This is a genomic window from Psychrobacter sp. NZS113 (assembly GCF_015864825.1).
Lineage (GTDB): Bacteria > Pseudomonadota > Gammaproteobacteria > Pseudomonadales > Moraxellaceae > Psychrobacter.
This window is the reverse complement of sequence record NZ_JADYWL010000009.1, coordinates 15,216-34,802: the sequence shown is the minus strand read 5'-3', so window position 1 is coordinate 34,802 and position 19,587 is coordinate 15,216. Positions and strand designations below refer to the sequence as shown.

The window sequence follows — 19,587 nt, the reverse complement described above, 5'->3', positions numbered from 1 at the left end:
TGGTCAGATAAATGGTAAAAATGAAAACTATCACCTTAGTATAAAGGCGAAGAACAGGTCATGTTAAATCGTGCCAATATCAAAAATATTAACATACTAGCGCTAGCGTCATTCAATGCTTTCCGTTAGTATGGCAGGCAATATTATACACCGTTTTGATGAATGAGGCCGCGCATGTCAAGCACTCCAGAAAGTAAACCGTCAGCAATGCATACTGATAACAAAAAAGTGCCGTTATCTACCAGCATGCCCGAGTCTATTTCCTTAGATAAGTGGGCAGACACTGGCTATGAATGGTCAGGAGAAGTAGAGCCAAGTGCTTTTAAACGTCTAGCGCTTATCTTAGCTACCGAACACGAGCAAGAGAAAATACAGCTCAGTGCTAGCTTGTATCGCCGTAATAATGTCTTACATTTGGCATTTACATTGACTGGTCAGGTTTGGCTAACTTGTCAGCGCTGTCTGCAGCCAGTGTCTATCGATTTGTCTGACGATTTTAATATTGCTTTGCTCGAAAAAGAGGGCCAAGTACGCTTAGTGAATGAAGAGCAAGATTATTTATTACTTGATGAAATCATTACAGAGCAATCACCAGAGAAGCTATTGCCATTCAAGAAATTGGTTGAAGACGAGATACTACTCAAGACGCCAATGTCACCAAAGCATGATGACTGTGAGATGACGGTAGAGCAGTTTGGTGAGATTCCAGAAGAAGAAGAAACAGAAAATCCTTTTGCCGCTTTAGCCTCGCTAAAAGGCAAGTTGTAGTTTCATTAAAAGCAATTCACATATAAATGTACTACTTAATGAATTTGTGATACCTTTCATCAGCTTTCTACAGAAGAGTGAGATGCAGGGCTTTATTAATCCATTAAACATGCGTATAATGTCCGGTTTATTGCATTCTAGCAACAAGTTGCTTGCTGATAGAAGCTGACTATGCAAATTTACTATAGATTTTAGACATAGTTAGCATTTTATGTGAGTGGCAATCTATTTAACTAATGATGCGTAAGACTTAGGTTGTTGTGATTATATGGCCTCTGTCAGTATCGATTAAAGCTGAATTTCAAGCTTATCCCTTTTAAGTATAGGAGCTATATCATGGCTGTTCAAAAAAGTCGTAAAAGCCGTTCTCGTCGTGACATGCGCCGTTCACACCATCGTATGGAAGTGGCTGAGCTGAGCATTGATGCTACTACTGGTGAAAAACATCGTCGTCATCACATGACTAAAGATGGTTTTTACCGTGGTCGTCAGTTGTTCAAGGTAAGTCAAGACGCCTAAGTTGTTTGTTAGCTAATGCAAAAGTAGTCATAGTACTGGTGACTATTATTGCTTTTGCATAGCTGTATCAAGCAATGAGTTTTGAGCTAAAGAAAGCCAAGTTATTTCGCTATCATATATTATGTGGCTAGATAACTTGGCTTTTTGCTATGGTTTTTTAAAATAAATATTTTATTTTTAGCCTTTAGCAAATATGAAAGTGAACTGATACAATCTATTATTACAATTTTAGTGATATTCTCTGCTACACCAGTTTAGGTGGCACTCACTATGATAATAGAGCCTGTCAGTGTATAGTTCACTAACAGCTAATTTTTATAAAAATAACGAACGCAACGGCTCTGTGTCGTACCTAATAATATAACAACTCCCATTATTTTTAGGGATGTTTCCAATTGAATAAGGAATATTGGTTATGGCCTCTGTACCCGATATGGCAAAAAAGCAGCCTTCGCGGATCGCGGTAATTTTCCCTGGTCAAGGATCACAAGTCGTTGGTATGACGAGTGAGCTTGCTGAAACCTATCCAGAGATTCGTGATACTTTCGCTGAAGCAAGTGACGCACTTGGTGAAGACTTATGGGCAATCTGTCAGGATGAAGAAAAACTCAATCAAACCCACTATACTCAGCCAGCATTACTGACTGCTAGCATAGCTATCTGGCGAATCTTGAAACAGAAAGTAGTCACAGAGCCTTGTTATTTAGCAGGGCACTCTCTAGGTGAGTATAGTGCGCTCTGTGCAGCTGATGTGATATCGCTTGCTGATGCAGTAAGACTGGTTCATAAACGTGGTCAGTTAATGCAAGAGGCTGTTGTAGGGATTGATACAGCGATGGCAGCAGTATTAGGTCTGGAAGACAATCGGGTCGAAAATTTATGTGAGCAAGCGACTGAACATGTTGATGGCGCGATTGTTGGTGCAGCCAACTTTAATAGCCCAGGGCAAGTCGTTATCTCAGGCAATGCCGATGGCGTTAATGCTGTTATTGATAAAGTAAAAAATACCGGTAAGAAATCTGTTCCGCTAAAGGTTAGTGTTCCATCGCATTGCGCACTAATGGAGCCAGCGAGTAGTGCTTTGGCTGAAATTTTGGCAGACATCAAATTTGAGCAAGCCACGATTCCTGTTATTCAAAATCGTCATGCACGTGTCGAAACCAGTGCGTTGGGTATCAAGCAAGCATTGACTGAACAGTTAAGCCAACCTGTATTATGGTCAAAAACCATGCAAGAGCTGGCTGACAAGCAAATTAATATTTTAATCGAGTGTGGCAGTGGTAATGTATTGAGTAATTTGGCGAAGCGTCAAGCCCAGCCAATTACCAGCTATCCTACTGACAAACCTGCCCGCCTTGAGAAATTAATGGAGTTATTATCATGAGCCGTACGATTACATTAGTAACAGGAGCGAGCCGTGGCATTGGTAAAGCCGTTGCTAAACGTTTTGCCAAAGAAGGGCATTTTGTCATTGGTACAGCGACGACTGAAAAAGGCGCTGAGCTTATCGATGACTATCTTCATGATAGTGGTGGTATAGGCCGAGTTTTAGATGTACGTGATACGGCGCAAGTTGATAAGCTGTTTGAAGAGATTGAAAGCGTTTATGGTGCGGTACAGGTGCTAGTCAATAATGCCGGTATCACTCAAGATGGTTTGCTAATGCGCATGAAAGATGACGATTGGAGTAATGTCATTGACACCAATCTAACGTCAGTATATCGCATGAGCAAACGCGCTGTACGCGGTATGATGAAAGCACGCCGTGGTCGCATCATCAATATTACCTCTGTAGTCGCGCAAATGGGCAATGCAGGCCAATCTAACTACGCTGCAACCAAAGCAGGCGTAGAAGGGTTTAGCCGTACCCTAGCACGTGAAATTGGCTCACGCCAAGTAACTATCAACTGTGTCGCTCCGGGTTTGATTGAAACAGACATGACGGATGAGCTTGATGAGCGTCTGCTAAACTCGATGTTAGATGCTGTCCCTATTAGCCGTTTAGGTCAGCCAGAAGACATTGCAGCAGCAGTGCATTTCTTGGCCAGCGATGAGGCCAGCTATATCACAGGCGCTGTTATTCCTGTCAATGGCGGCATGTATATGTAAGTGACGCACAAGTGTTACATAGTGATAATAAAAAACTGTGTGAACGAGTGTAAACTATAATAAAGAGTGCTATAATGACGGACACTTTTAGGCCAAAGCACTGTATGATAGCAGAGCTTTACCAGACATTAGTCAAAACGTATAATCCGTTATAAAGCATTCAGATAGCGATACTAATCTGAAAGTCTCACTTATATACAATGCTGTAGAATCTAATAATAGAACTATAGTAGTTTGTCAAAATAATAGATCAAAAAGGAGAAGTCTACATGAGTAATGATACCGAGCTAAGAGTTAAAGCTGCAGTAGCTGAGCAATTGGGTATGAACGTTGAAGAAATCAGCAACGACGCTTCATTTATGGAAGACTTAGGTGCAGATTCATTGGATCTAGTTGAATTGGTTATGTCATTCGAAAGCGATTTTGGCATCACTATTCCTGATGAAGATTCAGCAGAGCTAACGACTGTTCAAAAAGCAATTGATTACGTACAAGCACAGCTATAATTCTATATTAGCTTAGCAAGTTTTGTATTGCCGCTTATCTTAATTGATAAGCGGTTTTTTTATGTCTTGCAAAATGAGCTTTCCATATGAGTGAATCGTATTTATTAACATAAGCTACGTCAATTCAACATTATTCAACATACTATTACTAGCCAGTTCAACTACCTTTGTCTATACTCATCTTGGTAAGCAGTAATAAAGTATGACGAAATTCAGGTGTTTACCTCACTATCTGATTTTATGCGTCATCGAAAATAATGATTAATAATAATATTTTAAGGAGCAATTATATGGGTATGTTCAGTTTTGCAAAAGACATCGGTGATAAGATATTCAATCGTGATGAAGCCGAGCATGATGCTAAATCAGAAACCAAAGCAGATGCTAATACGCCAGTACAGAGTAGTGAGCCTTCAGCACAGTCAGTCGCTAATATCTTGCTTCGTCGTGTTCAGCAGCAAAATCTAAATATCAGCGATCTAAAGATTAAATATAATGGCTCAACGGATACTGCTGAGATCAGTGGTAAAGCCAAAACACAAGCAGATCGCGAAAAAGCAATCATCGCAATTGGTAACGTACAGAACGTTGCAAAAGTCATCGATAATATTGATATCGAAGAAGATGCTCCTGAGTCAACCATGTATACGGTTAAGTCTGGCGATAACTTATCTAAGATTGCCAAAGATGTTTATGGTTCAGCAAGTGACTACATGAAGATTTTTGAAGCGAACAAACCAATGCTTTCTGACCCTGATAAAATTTATCCAGGCCAAGTATTACGTATACCTAAGCCATAATATTAGCAATGAATAGTACAAAAATATGCGCTAACAAAAATGCCTCTTATAAATAAGAGGCATTTTTTTGTTTAGACAAATACAAGCCTAAGACTTAATAGCCTTTAATTTACCTTGCTGCTCAGTTATTGCCCAAAGGATATGCTCATCTAATATCTCATTGTGTACACCCAGTTTTGACTGTAATTGAATAATAGTATCTGTACTTGCATTGGCATTTCCAAGTCCAATAGCGATATTGCGTAAAAAGCTAACATAACCTGTGCGTCTGAGTGGGCTGCCTTCCGTCTTTTTCATAAAGTCGGCTTCTTGCCAATGCCATAGTTCAAGTAGGCTACTACTATCAAGTTCATGCCGTGGTGCGAAATCTTCTACAGGAGTGATATTGGCGTATCGATTCCAAGGACAGATAAGCTGACAGTCATCACAACCAAAGACGCGATTACCAATCGCCCGGCGGTACTTGGTATCAATGCTACCTTTATGCTCGATAGTGAGGTAGGAGATGCAGGCCGAAGCGTTGAGCTCATAGGGTGCAACAATCGCTTGAGTAGGACAAATATCAATGCAAGCGCTACAGCTGCCACAATGCTCTTTGATAGGTTTGTCATCTGGCAACTCAAGGCTAATAAATAGCTCGCCCAACACAAAAAATGAGCCTGCTTGTTTATTAATAAGTAGCGTGTGCTTACCTGTCCAGCCAAGGCCAGCAGCATCAGCGATAGGGCGCTCAAAGATAGGGGCAGAGTCGCTAAATGGCCGAAAGATAAAATCTCGCTCTGACCCAATATTGAGATGTTGCCATTCAGGAAGCATTGTTTCTATTTTTAATGCCAATTGCTTTAAACGACTACGCATTGTCTTGTGATAATCACGCCCTCTGGCATAACGCGCAATGATACCTTGGTTGGGGATGTCATTGTCAGTGACAGCACGAGGTTTCGGTGCTTGAGTCAGGTAATCCATGCGAACGCTGATGATAGTCCTTGCACCATCGACCAATTGCTCAGGGTTCGCCCGTAGCTCATGATTGCTGTGCATAAACTGTAGCTGTCCCTCGTAACCTTTCTCTAGCCATTGCTGCAGTTGTACAATTTGTTTAGCAAACAAAGGATGGTGCACGGATAGAAAGCCGCAGTCAGCAAACCCTAGTGCCTGTGCTTGAGTCTTGATCCATTGTTTGACGTCTGTTGTGGTAGAAAATGTTGATGTGTTATTGAGTGCAATCTTGTTTGCGACTGCATCATCAATTGCAGCGGCTCGCTGTTGGCCAGCTACTTGTTTAATAGAAGATATTGGTAGGCTTGGTGTAGATGAGTTGTTCATGTGTAATAGTAAGCGTTAATGTGAATACCGTTATGATAAGCGAGTGAGCCAATAGCGCAAGCATAAAAGAAAATAAATTCGCATTCATATTGATACACAAGTCAAAGTTGGCTTTTGCTAAGCTAGGATGTGTCCTCATATCAATGAGGAATCATCAGGCTTCAGAATAATATCAAACAATCTAATAAAAACAGTTGAGGGCAAATCATGCAAATACATAATCATTTATCCATAAATAAAAAACATCCTATATCGCTATATAGCAGTAAACAACTCTATGCAATGGAGCAAGCATGGTTTGATGAAGGTCATGATAGTTTTGGACTAATGCAACAAGCGGCTTGGCAAATGGCGAAGAATATTGAGCAGCTTTATGAGAAAAAGTACTTAAACCGTCAGTCATTAACGTCGGTTAATTTCTCTCATCGTCACAACCACCAGTATCGAGTGAGTATATGGGTAGGCAAAGGTAATAATGGCGGTGATGGTTGGCTGATTTCCTACTATCTCAAGCAAGCTGGCTGGCAGGTACAGATAGTCACAGTGGGTTTTGAGGATAGTGACTTTAACTATAGTGACTCTGATCAGGTTAATTCTGATAAAAGTGATACAACAGCAATTTCTAATAGTAAAAGCTCAATAAAGGATGCCCAAAAGGCTTTACAGATAGCACGATCTGCTAATTGCAATTATGAGCGCTTTGAAGATAGCCAAAATGATTTGAGATCAACAGCGCTACAGGCTGATGTGTATATCGATGCACTATTTGGGATAGGATTAGATCGTACACCTTATGGTATTTATAAGCAGGCAATTGGGGCTTTTAATGAATTAGTTGATCAAAATAATGGGCTGGCCATTGCCGTTGATATTCCAAGTGGTGTGGTAGCTTCGACTGGTGAAGTGTTCGACCGTATAGCGATACAAGCGGATGAAACTTTGTGCTTGATTGCGCGGAAATTTGGATTGCATACCAAAGACGGGGTAGATTATAGCGGGCAGGTAACCGATATACCGCTGATACCTTATCAGGTAGGCAATGTAGAGTTTGAGCCAGTAGCCAAATTGATTACTGCTGGACAAGATCTCCGTCCACGGCGCCAAAATAGCTATAAAGGGAGCTACGGCCACGTATTGGTTATCGGTGGTAATCGTGTTGATGGCTCACAAGGTATGGGCGGGGCAGCGATATTGTCTGCGTCAAGTTCGATGGCGGCAGGAGCGGGTAAAATCACTGTTGCCTGCCACGAAGCCTTTCATAACGCACTATTGACGTCATTACCAGATGCAATGACTATCAATTTGCATGATACCCAAGGTGTGCAGCATTTAATCAAGGCAGCCAGTGTGGTAGCTATTGGTATGGGGTTGGGCCGTGACGAAAAAGCACAATCATTATTCGTAAATTATATACAAGCTGCTATGACAGCGAAAAAGCCAATAGTTATAGATGCTGATGGGCTTTATCACTTGGCATCGTTACAGCTTAAAAATGATAAGTTAATTTCTCAGCTGAGAGAGTATAGTACTGATAATGAGGTTTTTTTAACACCGCACAGTGGTGAAGCTGCTAAGTTGCTGAATAAAAAAATACATGAGATAGAGTCAGATAGATTATCAGCCATCAAACTATGTGCGAAGACATATGGTGGCAATTGGGTGCTAAAAGGTGCAGGGTCTTTGGTTTTAGAGTCTGATATAGATCAAGAACAGGTCTATGTTTGTGGTGTTGGTAATGCTGGCATGGCAACCGCTGGTATGGGCGATGTGTTGTCTGGTGTCGTTGCTGGCTTGTTAGCACAACAGGATTTGGAGTCGGAGATGCGCAGTTTGCATCAAGCGGTTATCATACATGGGTTAGCAGGGGATATATTGGTCAATCAGACAAATCAATTTAATGGTGGCAAGAGTGATCATGGTAATCTCTTGATAGGACAACGAGGGCTACAGGCTCAAGATATGCCAGTAGCCATTCGTCATGTTATGCAGTTGATGATGAATACCTATCACTAGCGTTGAGACTAGGTAGTAGGATTGCCACAATACTGGTCAATCGCTTGCTGTACGCGCTCACGCTTTAGCTCAATCTCGCGACCATCTAGATATTCACGTTTGCCACTGGCATCCATTTCATAGATACGCCCGCCAACGTTTAGATTGGTCAAGTTGCTGCGTAGTGACTGGCAACGCTGTGCGTTGGCTTGTGCCTCTTGCTCTTTAATACGTGTCTCAAGTGCTGCCACTCTTTGTTCTTCTGCACTAGGGGCATTACTCTGATTGGCATCTGTTTTGCCAGCTAAATTTCCTGCGTTGTTCTGTCTGCCGTCACTACGGAACTCAATCAGTTCGATATTTTTGCCATTCTGTGGAGAATGTTGGCTATATTTCACTTCGCCGTGTGCACCAACAGACTTATAAACTTGAATAGCATGACTGGCATTCATAGACAGCATTAGCATACACGCCGTACTCATACTCACAAGCAGTTTGGCAGCAGTATTTATCTTAGATGCATATGCCATTGTAGCAATCCTCTTAATTGGTAAAAAACAGATGTTTATATATGTGTCAATATAACATTTTAGTGTTTGAATGGTACTAAAAATGTACCAGCGTTTGATTTTAGCAAATAATTCTTATGAATGTATATTATTTAATAACTAATAGTTAGGGATGGGCTTTAGAAATTTTTCTTGACAATGGCTCGCAAACCGTCGAATATAATAGCAGTTGATTGGTCAGTGAGCGGCTTTTATGATATTGCCGTGGCACTTGAAAACGAGAACTACGGGTTACTTATCAGTGACTTATACAGTTCTTTTTTCTTTGTGATAATGATATAGCAACGGTAGTAGTCGTTATGAATGACAGCTATTAATAACTATATACATTGTCTCCGGACTTATCTGTCTACAATGACTAAGATAAACTTATTATTTGAAATGCGCTAAGTATCATTTTAGCGATTGTATTAAACACGGCTCAAGATTTAGGGACGAGATATCTTCATTCAGCCTATTGTAATATCTAATGATATTACGATGTGTTACTGGCTATGAACGTTATTTTTCTGTCTACTTCAATGCCTACGTATATATCAATCGAGTATCAATACTGGTTCGTATCAATCATCAATAATAAGCCTCTTTTATAGATGCACTCGCATCTTGTCACTGTATATCGATAAACTCCTATCACAGAGCTGACGCTACATATATTGCTGTGTTTAAGTACTATGTTGTCTTATAAAACAGCATGACTGAAATATAGCGGGCACACATTCTTGATATGGATAAGTATTAGCACTCATTTTTACGAGCTGAATAACCATGTGAAAACGTCGTTGTTTTCTTTTATAAATTAATGCTACTGCTTACCAAAAAAAAAGGTGATGACAGTGACGCAAACCACGCAAAGTCCGAATATGACTGGACATACCCAAACGGGTAATGCCGCCAAAAATTTTGAAGAAAAGCAACAACGCCTTGCTGAAGGTAGTGCACAGCCTGTAATGCTGTCTGGCGCTGAGATGCTAGTACAATCGCTGACGGATGAAGGTGTCAAGTATATCTTTGGCTATCCAGGCGGTGCGGTTCTTCATATCTATGATGCCTTGTTCCAACAAGAAAATATCGAGCACATTTTGGTGCGTCATGAGCAAGCAGCGGGCCACATGGCAGATGCTTATTCGCGAGTGACTGGTAATACTGGAGTCGTGCTAGCAACATCAGGCCCTGGTGCGACCAATACTGTGACAGCTATTGCTACTGCCTTTATGGACTCTGTGCCAATGGTTGTAATTGCAGGTCAGGTGCCAAGCAGCCTCATTGGTGAAGATGCTTTCCAAGAAACAGATATGGTCGGTGTATCACGTCCTATCGTTAAGCATAGCTTCCAAGTACGCCATGCTAGCGAAATCCCAATGATTGTCAAAAAGGCTTTTTATATTGCACAGTCTGGACGTCCAGGCCCTGTCGTAATTGATGTGCCAAAAGACATGACGGCACCTAGCGAAAAATTCGCTTATGAATATCCAAAAGAAGTATTTATACGCTCATATCAGCCATCATTAAAAGGCCATAGTGGTCAAATTAAGAAAGCTGTAGAGACGCTACTAGCCGCACAGCGTCCTATCATCTACGCTGGTGGTGGTGTTATCTGGAGTAAAGCTCACGAAGAGCTGACTGAGCTTGCGCATCGTCTAAACCTACCAGTGACCAACACATTGATGGGTCTTGGTACGTTCCCTGGTTCTGATAATCAGTTCTTAGGCATGCTTGGCATGCATGGCACGTACGAAGCCAACATGAGTATGCATCATGCTGATGTGATTTTGGCAGTGGGTGCGCGTTTCGATGATCGTGTGACCAACAATGTCAAAAAATTCTGTCCTAATGCGACCATTATCCATATTGATATCGATCCTGCGTCGATTTCAAAAACGATTCTTGCTCACATTCCAATCGTTGGTGATGTGAAATCAGTATTGACTGATATGTTGGATATTATCGGTGATGACAAACAACTTGAGCAACATGCATTGCTTGACTGGTGGTCACAGATTAATGAGTGGCGTAAGCGTCATGGTCTACGTTATGACACCAGCACAGACAATGGCATTAAGCCACAAAGTGTCGTACAAGCCTTGGATAAAGTGACTAACAGTAACGCTATTATCACGAGTGACGTCGGTCAGCATCAGATGTTTGCGGCGCTTTACTATACCTATAATGAGCCACGTCAATGGCTGAACTCAGGTGGTCTTGGCACCATGGGTGTTGGTCTGCCATATGCGATGGCTGCCAAACTTGCCAATCCTGAGCGTGATGTGGTTTGTATTACTGGCGAAGGCTCTATTCAGATGAATATCCAAGAGCTATCGACCTGCTTGCAATATAACTTGCCGGTCAAAATTCTGAACATCAACAATGCTCAGTTGGGTATGGTTAAGCAGTGGCAAGACATGCTATATGAAGGTCGTCACGCACAGTCATATATGAATTCACTGCCAGACTTCGTTAAATTGGCCGAAAGTTATGGTCACGTCGGTATCAAAATTACTGACCCTGCCACTATGGAAGCACAGATAGCAGAAGCGATGGCAATGAAAGACAAGCTGGTATTTATTGACGTTTATGTCGATCGTAATGAGCATGTATATCCGATGCAAATTGCTGGACAGACAATGCGTGATATGTGGTTAACAAAAGGGGAGCGTACCTAATGCAACAACAACATCTGATTTCGGTATTAATGGAAAACGAAGCGGGTTCGTTGTCGCGTTTAGTCGGTTTGTTCTCACAACGTGGTTATAATATCGAAACACTAAACGTCGCGCCAACTGATGACCCAAGTATCTCACGTCTGACTGTGACGACTATTACTTCACCTGAAAGAATTGAGCAGATCACCAAGCAATTGCATAAATTGATTGAAGTGGTTAAAGTGCTGAACCTATCAGAAAACGTACACGTTGAACGCGAATTAATGCTAGTAAAAGTTCGAGCGTCTGGTAGTGTACGTGAAGAGATTAAACGCAGTGCAGATATTTTCCGTGCACAAATCGTTGACGTTAACGCTAACTTATATACGATTCAAATCGTCGGTGACAAAGCCAAGCTTGATGGCTTTATTGATGTGATTGGTCGCGAACGTATCATGGAAGTGGTACGCTCGGGCGTCATCGGTATTTCACGCGGTGAAAAGACGCTTAGCCTTTAATCGGTTGAGTCTCTAATAACAGAATGTTTTAGTTAAATCATATTGATTTAAAATCAACAAAACGCTTATCTTAGTGACCATTTTACGATAGTGGCTATTGCATAAGCGTTTACTATCCATGGCAAACCATGATTGAGAAAAAGGACTGTATTTATGAACGTTTATTATGACAAAGATTGTGATTTATCAATTATCCAAGGCAAAAAAGTTGCTATTATTGGTTACGGTTCACAAGGCCATGCGCATGCGCTTAACCTACAAGAATCAGACGTCGATGTGACTGTCGGTCTACGTGCAAACTCAGGCTCGTGGAAAAAAGCTGAAAATGCTGGACTTAAAGTTTCTGAAGTAGAAGAAGCGGTAAAAGCTGCTGACGTTGTTATGATTTTGACGCCTGATGAGTTCCAAAAAGAGCTTTACAACGACGTGATCGAGCCAAACATCAAAGAAGGCGCTACATTGGCCTTTGCTCATGGTTTTGCGATTCATTATAACCAAGTTGTGCCACGTGGCGATCTTGATGTGATTATGATTGCACCAAAAGCACCAGGTCATACCGTTCGTTCAGAGTTTGCAAAAGGCGGCGGTATCCCAGATTTGATCGCTATCTATCAAGATGCTTCAGGTCAAGCCAAACAGTTAGCACTATCTTATGCTGCTGGTGTTGGTGGTGGTCGTTCAGGTATCATCGAAACAACGTTTAAAGATGAAACTGAAACCGATCTATTCGGCGAGCAAGCAGTACTTTGTGGCGGCGCAGTAGAGCTAGTTAAAATGGGCTTTGAGACGCTAACAGAAGCGGGCTATGCACCAGAGATGGCTTACTTTGAGTGTTTGCATGAGCTTAAGCTTATCGTTGATTTGATGTATGAAGGCGGTATCGCTGACATGAACTACTCAATCAGTAACAACGCTGAGTATGGCGAATATGTGACTGGTAGTGAAGTTATCAATGAGCAATCACGTGAAGCGATGCGTAATGCACTAAAACGCATCCAGTCTGGTGAATATGCGAAGATGTTCATCTCTGAAGGCGCTACCAACTATCCATCAATGACTGCCCGTCGTCGTAACAATGCAGAGCATCCAATCGAAATCACTGGTGCTAAGCTACGTGGTATGATGCCATGGATTGGTGGTAATAAAATCATCGATAAAGAAAAGAACTAAGACAGTATTAAGTTATAAAAAGATTGCTTAGTTTTAAAGAAACCCATGTTATCAACTGATAGTATGGGTTTTTTAATGCACTCTATTTGCTTAATGCTTTTATGGTAGGCTATCTATGGGTTGAAAACCAGTGGTAGCCCCCAATATAGACAAGCATTATCACACTAACGAATGGTTTGTTTGGTTAGACAATTATTATAATTTCTTTTCATTTTTGAGCTATGAAACAGAGCAAATAATTTCCGTTCTTCTTTTTCTATAGATTACAGGTTGTATGTTGTGCAAATATCTTATTCTGACTGGCTAACGCCACAATTCATATATGTTCTTCTTAGTGCTGTGGTAGCTGTTTTAATTTGGATAGAAGGGGAGATGCTCAAAACAACAGATGGCAAACTGCCTCAATCTAAGTTCTTTAAAATCAGTTCGCTTTTGGATACTTCATGGTTCTTTATTTCTGTGGTCATGTTGTATGTCATTGATCTGACCCCATTAGCGGTTGCGGTACCTGCTGCCTATGGTCTCTATACTACTTTTGGTTGGATATACGGAACGCGTCTACTGAAACGTAAGGGTATTCCTGACTCTCCAAAAGATTTAGTAATACCAGCTAAATATATCGCTTACAGCCAGTCATTTTCCCTAGTATTTTTTGCACTATGCCTACTGGTATTAAGCGCACAGTGGTTACCAATAGCTCCGTAAAGACCAGTCTAAATTATAGCTTGCTAACAATTTCTGACCTTGCGATTTATTAATCTATTTGGATTATATATTTTGGTTGCAGATAGAGATGAATAAAAAATAGTCTTTATATCAAGGCGTTATGTGACTAGTAGGTGCTTGAGTTAGCTTCAAAAAATTGCCTTTAATTATTTACAAAAATCATTAATTTAACCTGTTGTGATTATGAAAAGCTGCTATAATCAAGCTGTACTTACAATATTCTAGGTAAAAACTTCAAGTTATCTGAGGATGATTTAGTAGATTTTACTGTCGCATTCTGCAAAAAAATATTTGGGTATATATCAATTAATCGGTGATGACACACGTCTCGCCAACAGTTAAAGAGTTAGGAAAATTTATGTCAGATAAAGTTGAAGGCACTGTAAAGTGGTTTAATGAAGCTAAAGGTTTTGGTTTTATCGCTCAAGACAATGGCGGACAAGACGTATTCGCTCACTACAGCGCTATCCAAGGTGGCGGTTTCAAGACCCTAGCTGAAGGCCAAAAAGTGTCTTTCATCTTAGGTGATGGCAAAAAAGGCCCACAAGCTGAGCAAATCGAAGCTATCTAATTTCTATTAGTAATTGAGTAGACTGATTTTCAGTAAGCTTGATTACAATGAAATTATCAATATGCATTGATTACTTTGTTTGTTAAAACAATAAAAATACTGTTTCAACTTTAAAAAAAAGCAACCTCTCATCAGGTTGCTTTTTTTATGGGAGTTTATTGGTATGACAAGGTGTTATTAATATCAGGTGCTATTGATTTTGTTGGCTAACATCATCAGGTAATAATTAACACTGACTCAATAAAAACATAATAAATGAGGTTATATCATGAAGTGGGAGAATTGGCTTTCAATAGACTGGCAACAAGTAATTGGGATTTCTTTATCTGCAATCGGTTTTTATGCAGGGTTAATGTTATTTACTCGATTGATGGGGCTGCGTAGCTTTTCCAAGTTATCAAGCCATGATTTTGCGATGACGGTTGGTATTGGTAGTATATTGGCGTCGACTGTATTGTCAGATGAACCTTCTTTACTTCAAGGATTATTTGCTGTCGCGATATTATTCTTGATTCAGGGTGTTATATCAGTTGTTAGGCGAAAAATAAAACCATTAAAGTCATTGATAGACAATCAAGCCATTATCCTGATGGCACATGGTGAGTATCTAGAAGATAATTTAAAAGAAGCCAAACTCAGTACTAGCGATGTTCAAGAAGTTCTGCGCAAGAATGGTATCAAGGCTAGAACTGAGGTATTTGCCGTTATTATGGAAACAACAGGGGATATGAGTGTTATTAAAAGTAATGATGTAGAACCTGATCATGCTTTATTTGATGATATACGTGATAGTGAACTGTTGCTTGGCTCTATTAAAAAATAAGATATTATAGTTTTTGAACTACTAGTATTTTTACTTATTAATTTAAAGAGATAAATAATAACAAAACATTAAGTAAGCTCGAGGCTTAGAATGCTATAAAGGTTGGAGATATTTAGAATATAGGTGAAAGTAAGTCATAAACTTGTTCACTTATAAACTATTTGTAATAGAATAGTGATAAATTTATGACGCATTATTCACGGCGTTGTCTTGACCTTATGCTCGTGCTCACGCAAGATATATAGGTCTGATAATAACGGTTGGCTTAGCTTTAGCGGATTTTGTTAATAGGGGATATGAGACAAATATATTCTTTAATATTGTTTCATTATTTTAATGACTGTCTGTTGACGCACTAACAACCTTCAACACTATTTTGAACAACAATGAACCTTTGGTTCTTAATTGATAATTTTTAATTCATAACATTAATAAACGAGGAACGTATGAAAGCATTAGTAGCGGTCAAGCGTGTCATTGATTATAACGTAAAAGTTCGTGTAAAAGCCGATAACTCTGGCGTTGATCTATCAAACACCAAAATGTCAATCAACCCTTTCGATGAAATCGCAGTAGAAGAAGCAGTTCGTCTAAAAGAAGCTGGTGTGATTGATGAAATTATTGTCGCATCAATTGGCCCAAAAGAATCGCAAGAGCAGATTCGTGCCGCTCTAGCATTGGGTGCTGATCGTGGTGTGTTAGTTTTGACTGACGAGAAGCCATATCCACTACAAATCGCTAAGATACTAAAAAGTATCGCTGAGTCTGAAGCTACAGATATTATCCTATTGGGTAAGCAAGCGATTGATGATGACAACAACCAAACTGGTCAGATGCTAGCAGCATTGATGGGTATCGGTCAGGGTACGTTTGCATCAGAAGTAAAAGTTGAAGGCGATAAAGTAAACGTAACTCGTGAAATCGATGGCGGCTTACAAACAGTTGCGCTTGATTTGCCAGCAGTCATCACGACTGATTTGCGTTTGAATGAGCCACGTTATGCAAAACTGCCTAACATCATGAAAGCGAAGAAAAAACCGCTTGATGAAAAGACACCAGCTGATTTCGGTGTTGATATGGCATCTAAGCAAGAGATTATTAAAGTTGTGCCACCTGCTGAACGCAAAGCTGGTATTACAGTAGGTTCAGTGGATGAGTTGGTTGATAAGCTAAAGAACGAAGCTAAAGTAATCTAAGACTTCGCTACGGCATATCATGTACAAAGTTACACGTTTGCTTTGGTGGATTCAGTATTTGCCACATCAGTAACTTTGTACACAGACAACTTCATGACATGAATAGACGATACGAATAAATAAAGGATTAGAACCATGGCAATTTTGGTATATGCAGAACATGACAATGCCAGTCTAAAAAAGGCAACTTTGAATACTATCGCTGCTGCTAAGCAAATGGGCGATGATATCCATGTATTGGTCGCTGGTAGTGGTGCACAAGCAGTTGCTGATGAAGCTGCTAAAGCTGAAGGCGTTTCTAAAGTACTGTTAGCAGACAATGCAGCTTATGAGCATCAACTAGCGGGTAACGTTGCGTTATTGGTTGCTGATGTTGCTAAAGATTATAGTCATATCATCGCACCAGCGACAACGACTGGTAAGAACTTTATGCCACGTGTTGCAGCATTACTTGACGTTAGTATGTTGTCAGAGATTTCTGCGGTAGTAGATGCTCAAACGTTTGAGCGTCCTATTTATGCAGGTAACGCGACGGCAACGGTTAAAACTTCAGAAGATAAAGTAGTGTTAACTGTACGTACTACTGCATTTGATCCAGTAGCGAGTGAAGGTGGGTCAGCAGCTGTTGAAACTATCGACAATGTACAAGAGACTGGTAAAGCAAGCTTTGTTAATGAAGAGATGGCCAAATCTGACCGTCCAGAGTTAACCTCAGCAAGCATCGTAGTATCTGGTGGTCGTGCGTTAGCTAACGGTGAAAACTTCACTAAATATATCGAACCATTGGCTGACAAACTGGGCGCTGCTGTTGGTGCATCACGTGCTGCAGTAGATGCAGGTTATGTACCAAACGATATGCAAGTTGGTCAGACAGGTAAAATTGTTGCACCAGACTTGTATATCGCTGCAGGTATTTCAGGCGCTATTCAACATCTAGCAGGTATGAAAGATTCTAAAGTTATCGTTGCTATCAACAATGACCCAGAAGCACCTATCGCTAGTGTTGCTGATTACTTCCTAGAAGCGGATTTGTTTGAAGCGCTACCTGAGTTAACCAGCAAGGTTTAATATATAGTCACAGAACTACTAAACGGCTACGGCGTTACCCTCCTTAGATGTACGACTTGTACAATCTGCAGTTGGCTGCCCTGTATCCATTTTAGATTTCTTGGACTATATCAGTAGTAGACAGATAATAAAAAACCCACTATTAAATGATAGTGGGTTTTTTATGCTTTATAGATAAGCTTTTAAGTGCAGTTATAAAAGAAAGCTAAGAGTAATTTCTTTGACGCAAAGTCTCATATAGACATAATGAGCCTGCAATCGCTACGTTTAGGCTTTCTTGACCGTTCGGCTGTGGTAATGCTATGGGCGTGGCACATTGCATCAATTCATCACTGACACCTTGACCTTCATGACCCATAATCCACGCCGTTGGAGTGGTTAGGTTGTGATCGTAAATTAAAGTGTCGGTATGTGAGCTGGTTGCTAAAAGTGGCACTTGTACATAATCTAAAATGTCTTGTGCGCTCAAACCCTCATAAATAGTGAGTGCAAACTGTGCACCCATACCTGCTCGTAGCGTCTTTGGAGACCAAGCTTGAGCAGTCGCACTGGTGCATAAGATATTATTGATACCGACTGCTGCTGCCGTACGTAGTAACGTACCAACATTGCCGCTATCTTGTACGTCATTGAGAATTAGGCAGTCTTCATTGATCATCGATAGCCCCGGCATTGGCACTTTAATAACCGCCATAATATTGATGCCTGTACCTAAACTTCGAATGCTCTCATAGAGCGAATCTGAAAGCGTCATAATAGGTGTATAGGTTGGCAAGCGAGACAATACTTGCTGAACCTCAGGATTATTGTGTGCTGACTCTGCTAGTAACATTTGGGCGAACGGATAGTCACTACGTAGGGCAGCATCGATAAGATGTATGCCTTCAATGACCGTTTGTCCATGCTTGTTACGCTGGCGAGACTGTGTCAACAGTGCCTTTACTAGCTTGACCGTTGTGTTCTTATCTGAAGTAATCAGCTCGGTGGGATTTGTTACCATAGTGGATCGCTTAGAATAGACTGAAGGAATCGTTTGGACAGTCAGCAGAATGCTTATTATTGATTAGCATTCTACTGATTGTCTTTAATATGTACTCAAATCAATTATTTTTCAGAATAATTTACGTGTAAGTCTTTAACATAATCGACTTCATTTTTGCTACCCAGTACGACAGGGACACGTTGATGAATGTCAGTCGGTTCAATATCTAAAATACGGTTGACAGCATCCGTAGCCCCGCCGCCAGCACGCTCAATCAATAAGCTCATTGGGTTGGCTTCATACATCAAGCGTAACTTGCCCGCTTTGTGAGCATATTTGGTATCAAACGGATAGGTAAATAGACCACCGCGGCATAGGATGCGATGCACATCACCAACCATGGCAGCGACCCAGCGTGTATTAAAATCGCGACCACGTACACCAGCTTCGCCAGCGATCAGCTCGTCGATGTATTGTTGCATCGGTGCGCGCCAGTAGCGGTAGTTTGAGCTGTTGATAGCATATTCACTGGTATCAGCATCAATTTGCACATTGTCTTCTATGAGTACATAATCACCCGTATCTGGATCTAGGCTGAACATTACAACATTTTCAGTTATCGTTAGTGCAAGTACGGTTGAGGTACCATATAACAAATAGCCTGCTGCCAATTGTTGATTGCCTGCTTGCAAGAAATCACTGTTTTCGCTTGTTTGACCTTGGCGTTGGTACGGCAAGATAGAAAAAATAGTACCGACGGCCATATTGATATCGATGTTTGATGACCCATCTAGTGGATCAAACAATACTAGTAGACTGCCATCAGCGTTGGCAGGGGTAGCATTGTCTAATTCTTCTGACGCAACACCTGCACAATGCGTATTTTTTGCTAACGCATCTAACAATAAGTCATTAGCCAGTACATCCAATTTCTTCTGATCTTCGCCTTGCACATTTTGATTACCAGCTTCGCCTAGGATGTCGGCTAAGGCTCCTTTTCTAAGTAGCTGTGAAATGGTTTTACCAACGTTAGTGACGGTGGTAATCACGTCATTCAGTTCAGTGTTGGTTGAATGTTGGTCTAGATAACTGGTTAGAGTCGTCATAAAGCTTCCTAATAGATGGTATTGATAAGTGATATTGATAAATGGTGTTGAGAGTAAAAGAATAAGCAGTGATAAGCGCACTCTAGGCGGGCAAATTTTCAAATAGCGATACCGTGTCTTTGTCCTGACCGTAAAATCAGCTACACTATATGTATTATTATTCGTTAATATCTTTGGTAAGCTTGTTTTCGGTCAT

At 40.7% G+C, this 19,587-nt stretch carries 19 protein-coding genes; 15 read left to right on the top strand and 4 right to left on the bottom strand.

Annotated elements, in window-relative coordinates; all coding sequences use genetic code 11:
- The first annotated feature begins 174 nt into the window (after positions 1–174).
- The 6 genes from I6E61_RS12590 (at position 175) to lysM (ending at position 4,702) form a co-directional block, all read left to right on the top strand.
- Complete coding sequence (locus I6E61_RS12590; RefSeq protein WP_197135087.1) at positions 175–768, top strand: DUF177 domain-containing protein; 594 nt, start codon at positions 175–177, stop codon at positions 766–768.
- A 336-nt stretch (positions 769–1,104) separates the two neighbouring features.
- Complete coding sequence (rpmF, locus tag I6E61_RS12585; RefSeq protein WP_068408434.1) at positions 1,105–1,287, top strand: 50S ribosomal protein L32; 183 nt, start codon at positions 1,105–1,107, stop codon at positions 1,285–1,287.
- Between the two features lie 415 nt (positions 1,288–1,702).
- Positions 1,703–2,671 carry an ACP S-malonyltransferase gene (gene fabD / locus I6E61_RS12580; RefSeq protein ID WP_110923958.1) on the top strand — a complete coding sequence of 323 codons (969 nt, stop codon included), beginning with the start codon at positions 1,703–1,705 and terminating at the stop codon, positions 2,669–2,671.
- Positions 2,662–3,396: a 3-oxoacyl-ACP reductase FabG gene (gene fabG / locus I6E61_RS12575; RefSeq protein WP_320108739.1), complete on the top strand. Its 735-nt coding sequence runs from the start codon at positions 2,662–2,664 to the stop codon at positions 3,394–3,396. The genes fabD and fabG overlap by 10 nt, the downstream gene beginning before the upstream one ends.
- A 269-nt stretch (positions 3,397–3,665) precedes the next feature.
- Entirely contained in the window at positions 3,666–3,902 is a 237-nt protein-coding gene (gene acpP, locus I6E61_RS12570) for an acyl carrier protein (protein WP_010196746.1), read from the top strand.
- 290 nt (positions 3,903–4,192) lie between these two features.
- Positions 4,193–4,702: a peptidoglycan-binding protein LysM gene (gene lysM, locus I6E61_RS12565; protein ID WP_110923960.1), complete on the top strand. Its 510-nt coding sequence runs from the start codon at positions 4,193–4,195 to the stop codon at positions 4,700–4,702.
- Between the two features lie 87 nt (positions 4,703–4,789).
- Here the strand turns inward: lysM and queG are convergent, their stop codons facing one another.
- Positions 4,790–6,028 carry a tRNA epoxyqueuosine(34) reductase QueG gene (gene queG / locus I6E61_RS12560; protein WP_197135086.1) on the bottom strand — a complete coding sequence of 413 codons (1,239 nt, stop codon included), beginning with the start codon at positions 6,026–6,028 and terminating at the stop codon, positions 4,790–4,792.
- Between the two features lie 207 nt (positions 6,029–6,235).
- Here queG and I6E61_RS12555 point away from each other — a divergent pair, with 207 nt between their 5' ends.
- A complete protein-coding gene (locus I6E61_RS12555; protein ID WP_197135085.1) occupies positions 6,236–8,041 on the top strand; it encodes an NAD(P)H-hydrate dehydratase in 1,806 nt (601 codons plus the stop codon).
- A gap of 8 nt (positions 8,042–8,049) precedes the next feature.
- Here the strand turns inward: I6E61_RS12555 and I6E61_RS12550 are convergent, their stop codons facing one another.
- Positions 8,050–8,550 (bottom strand): DUF4124 domain-containing protein, encoded by a 501-nt coding sequence (locus I6E61_RS12550; protein ID WP_197135084.1) that lies wholly within the window; start codon positions 8,548–8,550, stop codon positions 8,050–8,052.
- A 989-nt stretch (positions 8,551–9,539) separates the two neighbouring features.
- Between I6E61_RS12550 and I6E61_RS12545 the strand changes: the two genes are divergently transcribed.
- From I6E61_RS12545 to I6E61_RS12510, 8 genes are all read left to right on the top strand, one after another.
- Positions 9,540–11,252: an acetolactate synthase 3 large subunit gene (locus I6E61_RS12545; RefSeq protein WP_197135153.1), complete on the top strand. Its 1,713-nt coding sequence runs from the start codon at positions 9,540–9,542 to the stop codon at positions 11,250–11,252.
- Complete coding sequence (gene ilvN, locus I6E61_RS12540; RefSeq protein WP_197135083.1) at positions 11,252–11,749, top strand: acetolactate synthase small subunit; 498 nt, start codon at positions 11,252–11,254, stop codon at positions 11,747–11,749. The genes I6E61_RS12545 and ilvN overlap by 1 nt, the downstream gene beginning before the upstream one ends.
- 153 nt (positions 11,750–11,902) lie before the next feature.
- Positions 11,903–12,919 (top strand): ketol-acid reductoisomerase, encoded by a 1,017-nt coding sequence (ilvC, locus tag I6E61_RS12535; RefSeq protein WP_194198064.1) that lies wholly within the window; start codon positions 11,903–11,905, stop codon positions 12,917–12,919.
- Between the two features lie 372 nt (positions 12,920–13,291).
- Entirely contained in the window at positions 13,292–13,624 is a 333-nt protein-coding gene (locus tag I6E61_RS12530) for a hypothetical protein (RefSeq protein WP_320158592.1), read from the top strand.
- 379 nt (positions 13,625–14,003) lie between these two features.
- Positions 14,004–14,216 carry a cold-shock protein gene (locus tag I6E61_RS12525; protein WP_010196799.1) on the top strand — a complete coding sequence of 71 codons (213 nt, stop codon included), beginning with the start codon at positions 14,004–14,006 and terminating at the stop codon, positions 14,214–14,216.
- A gap of 268 nt (positions 14,217–14,484) precedes the next feature.
- Entirely contained in the window at positions 14,485–15,039 is a 555-nt protein-coding gene (locus I6E61_RS12520) for a DUF421 domain-containing protein (RefSeq protein WP_197135081.1), read from the top strand.
- A gap of 446 nt (positions 15,040–15,485) precedes the next feature.
- Entirely contained in the window at positions 15,486–16,235 is a 750-nt protein-coding gene (locus I6E61_RS12515; RefSeq protein ID WP_110923967.1) for an electron transfer flavoprotein subunit beta/FixA family protein, read from the top strand.
- A gap of 135 nt (positions 16,236–16,370) precedes the next feature.
- Entirely contained in the window at positions 16,371–17,303 is a 933-nt protein-coding gene (locus tag I6E61_RS12510; RefSeq protein WP_194198068.1) for an electron transfer flavoprotein subunit alpha/FixB family protein, read from the top strand.
- Between the two features lie 205 nt (positions 17,304–17,508).
- Here I6E61_RS12510 and I6E61_RS12505 read toward each other — a convergent pair whose 3' ends face one another.
- Both I6E61_RS12505 and I6E61_RS12500 read right to left on the bottom strand, forming a co-directional pair.
- Positions 17,509–18,303 (bottom strand): RNA methyltransferase, encoded by a 795-nt coding sequence (locus tag I6E61_RS12505; RefSeq protein ID WP_197135080.1) that lies wholly within the window; start codon positions 18,301–18,303, stop codon positions 17,509–17,511.
- A gap of 104 nt (positions 18,304–18,407) precedes the next feature.
- The gene (locus I6E61_RS12500) at positions 18,408–19,391 is read right to left on the bottom strand and encodes a class 1 fructose-bisphosphatase (RefSeq protein ID WP_197135079.1); all 984 of its coding nucleotides are present in this window, start codon (positions 19,389–19,391) and stop codon (positions 18,408–18,410) included.
- Positions 19,392–19,587 lie beyond the last annotated feature (196 nt).

Coding starts and splice junctions, on each gene's coding strand:
- acpP (WP_010196746.1), top strand. CDS start 3,666: ATGAGTAATGATACCGAGCTAAGAGTTAAAGCTGCAGTAGCTGAGCAA.
- rpmF (WP_068408434.1), top strand. CDS start 1,105: ATGGCTGTTCAAAAAAGTCGTAAAAGCCGTTCTCGTCGTGACATGCGC.
- I6E61_RS12500 (WP_197135079.1), bottom strand. CDS start 19,391: ATGACGACTCTAACCAGTTATCTAGACCAACATTCAACCAACACTGAA.
- ilvC (WP_194198064.1), top strand. CDS start 11,903: ATGAACGTTTATTATGACAAAGATTGTGATTTATCAATTATCCAAGGC.
- I6E61_RS12545 (WP_197135153.1), top strand. CDS start 9,540: ATGCTGTCTGGCGCTGAGATGCTAGTACAATCGCTGACGGATGAAGGT.
- I6E61_RS12530 (WP_320158592.1), top strand. CDS start 13,292: ATGCTCAAAACAACAGATGGCAAACTGCCTCAATCTAAGTTCTTTAAA.
- I6E61_RS12520 (WP_197135081.1), top strand. CDS start 14,485: ATGAAGTGGGAGAATTGGCTTTCAATAGACTGGCAACAAGTAATTGGG.
- I6E61_RS12505 (WP_197135080.1), bottom strand. CDS start 18,303: ATGGTAACAAATCCCACCGAGCTGATTACTTCAGATAAGAACACAACG.
- queG (WP_197135086.1), bottom strand. CDS start 6,028: ATGAACAACTCATCTACACCAAGCCTACCAATATCTTCTATTAAACAA.
- I6E61_RS12555 (WP_197135085.1), top strand. CDS start 6,236: ATGCAAATACATAATCATTTATCCATAAATAAAAAACATCCTATATCG.
- lysM (WP_110923960.1), top strand. CDS start 4,193: ATGGGTATGTTCAGTTTTGCAAAAGACATCGGTGATAAGATATTCAAT.
- I6E61_RS12510 (WP_194198068.1), top strand. CDS start 16,371: ATGGCAATTTTGGTATATGCAGAACATGACAATGCCAGTCTAAAAAAG.
- I6E61_RS12525 (WP_010196799.1), top strand. CDS start 14,004: ATGTCAGATAAAGTTGAAGGCACTGTAAAGTGGTTTAATGAAGCTAAA.
- I6E61_RS12550 (WP_197135084.1), bottom strand. CDS start 8,550: ATGGCATATGCATCTAAGATAAATACTGCTGCCAAACTGCTTGTGAGT.
- ilvN (WP_197135083.1), top strand. CDS start 11,252: ATGCAACAACAACATCTGATTTCGGTATTAATGGAAAACGAAGCGGGT.
- I6E61_RS12590 (WP_197135087.1), top strand. CDS start 175: ATGTCAAGCACTCCAGAAAGTAAACCGTCAGCAATGCATACTGATAAC.
- fabD (WP_110923958.1), top strand. CDS start 1,703: ATGGCCTCTGTACCCGATATGGCAAAAAAGCAGCCTTCGCGGATCGCG.
- I6E61_RS12515 (WP_110923967.1), top strand. CDS start 15,486: ATGAAAGCATTAGTAGCGGTCAAGCGTGTCATTGATTATAACGTAAAA.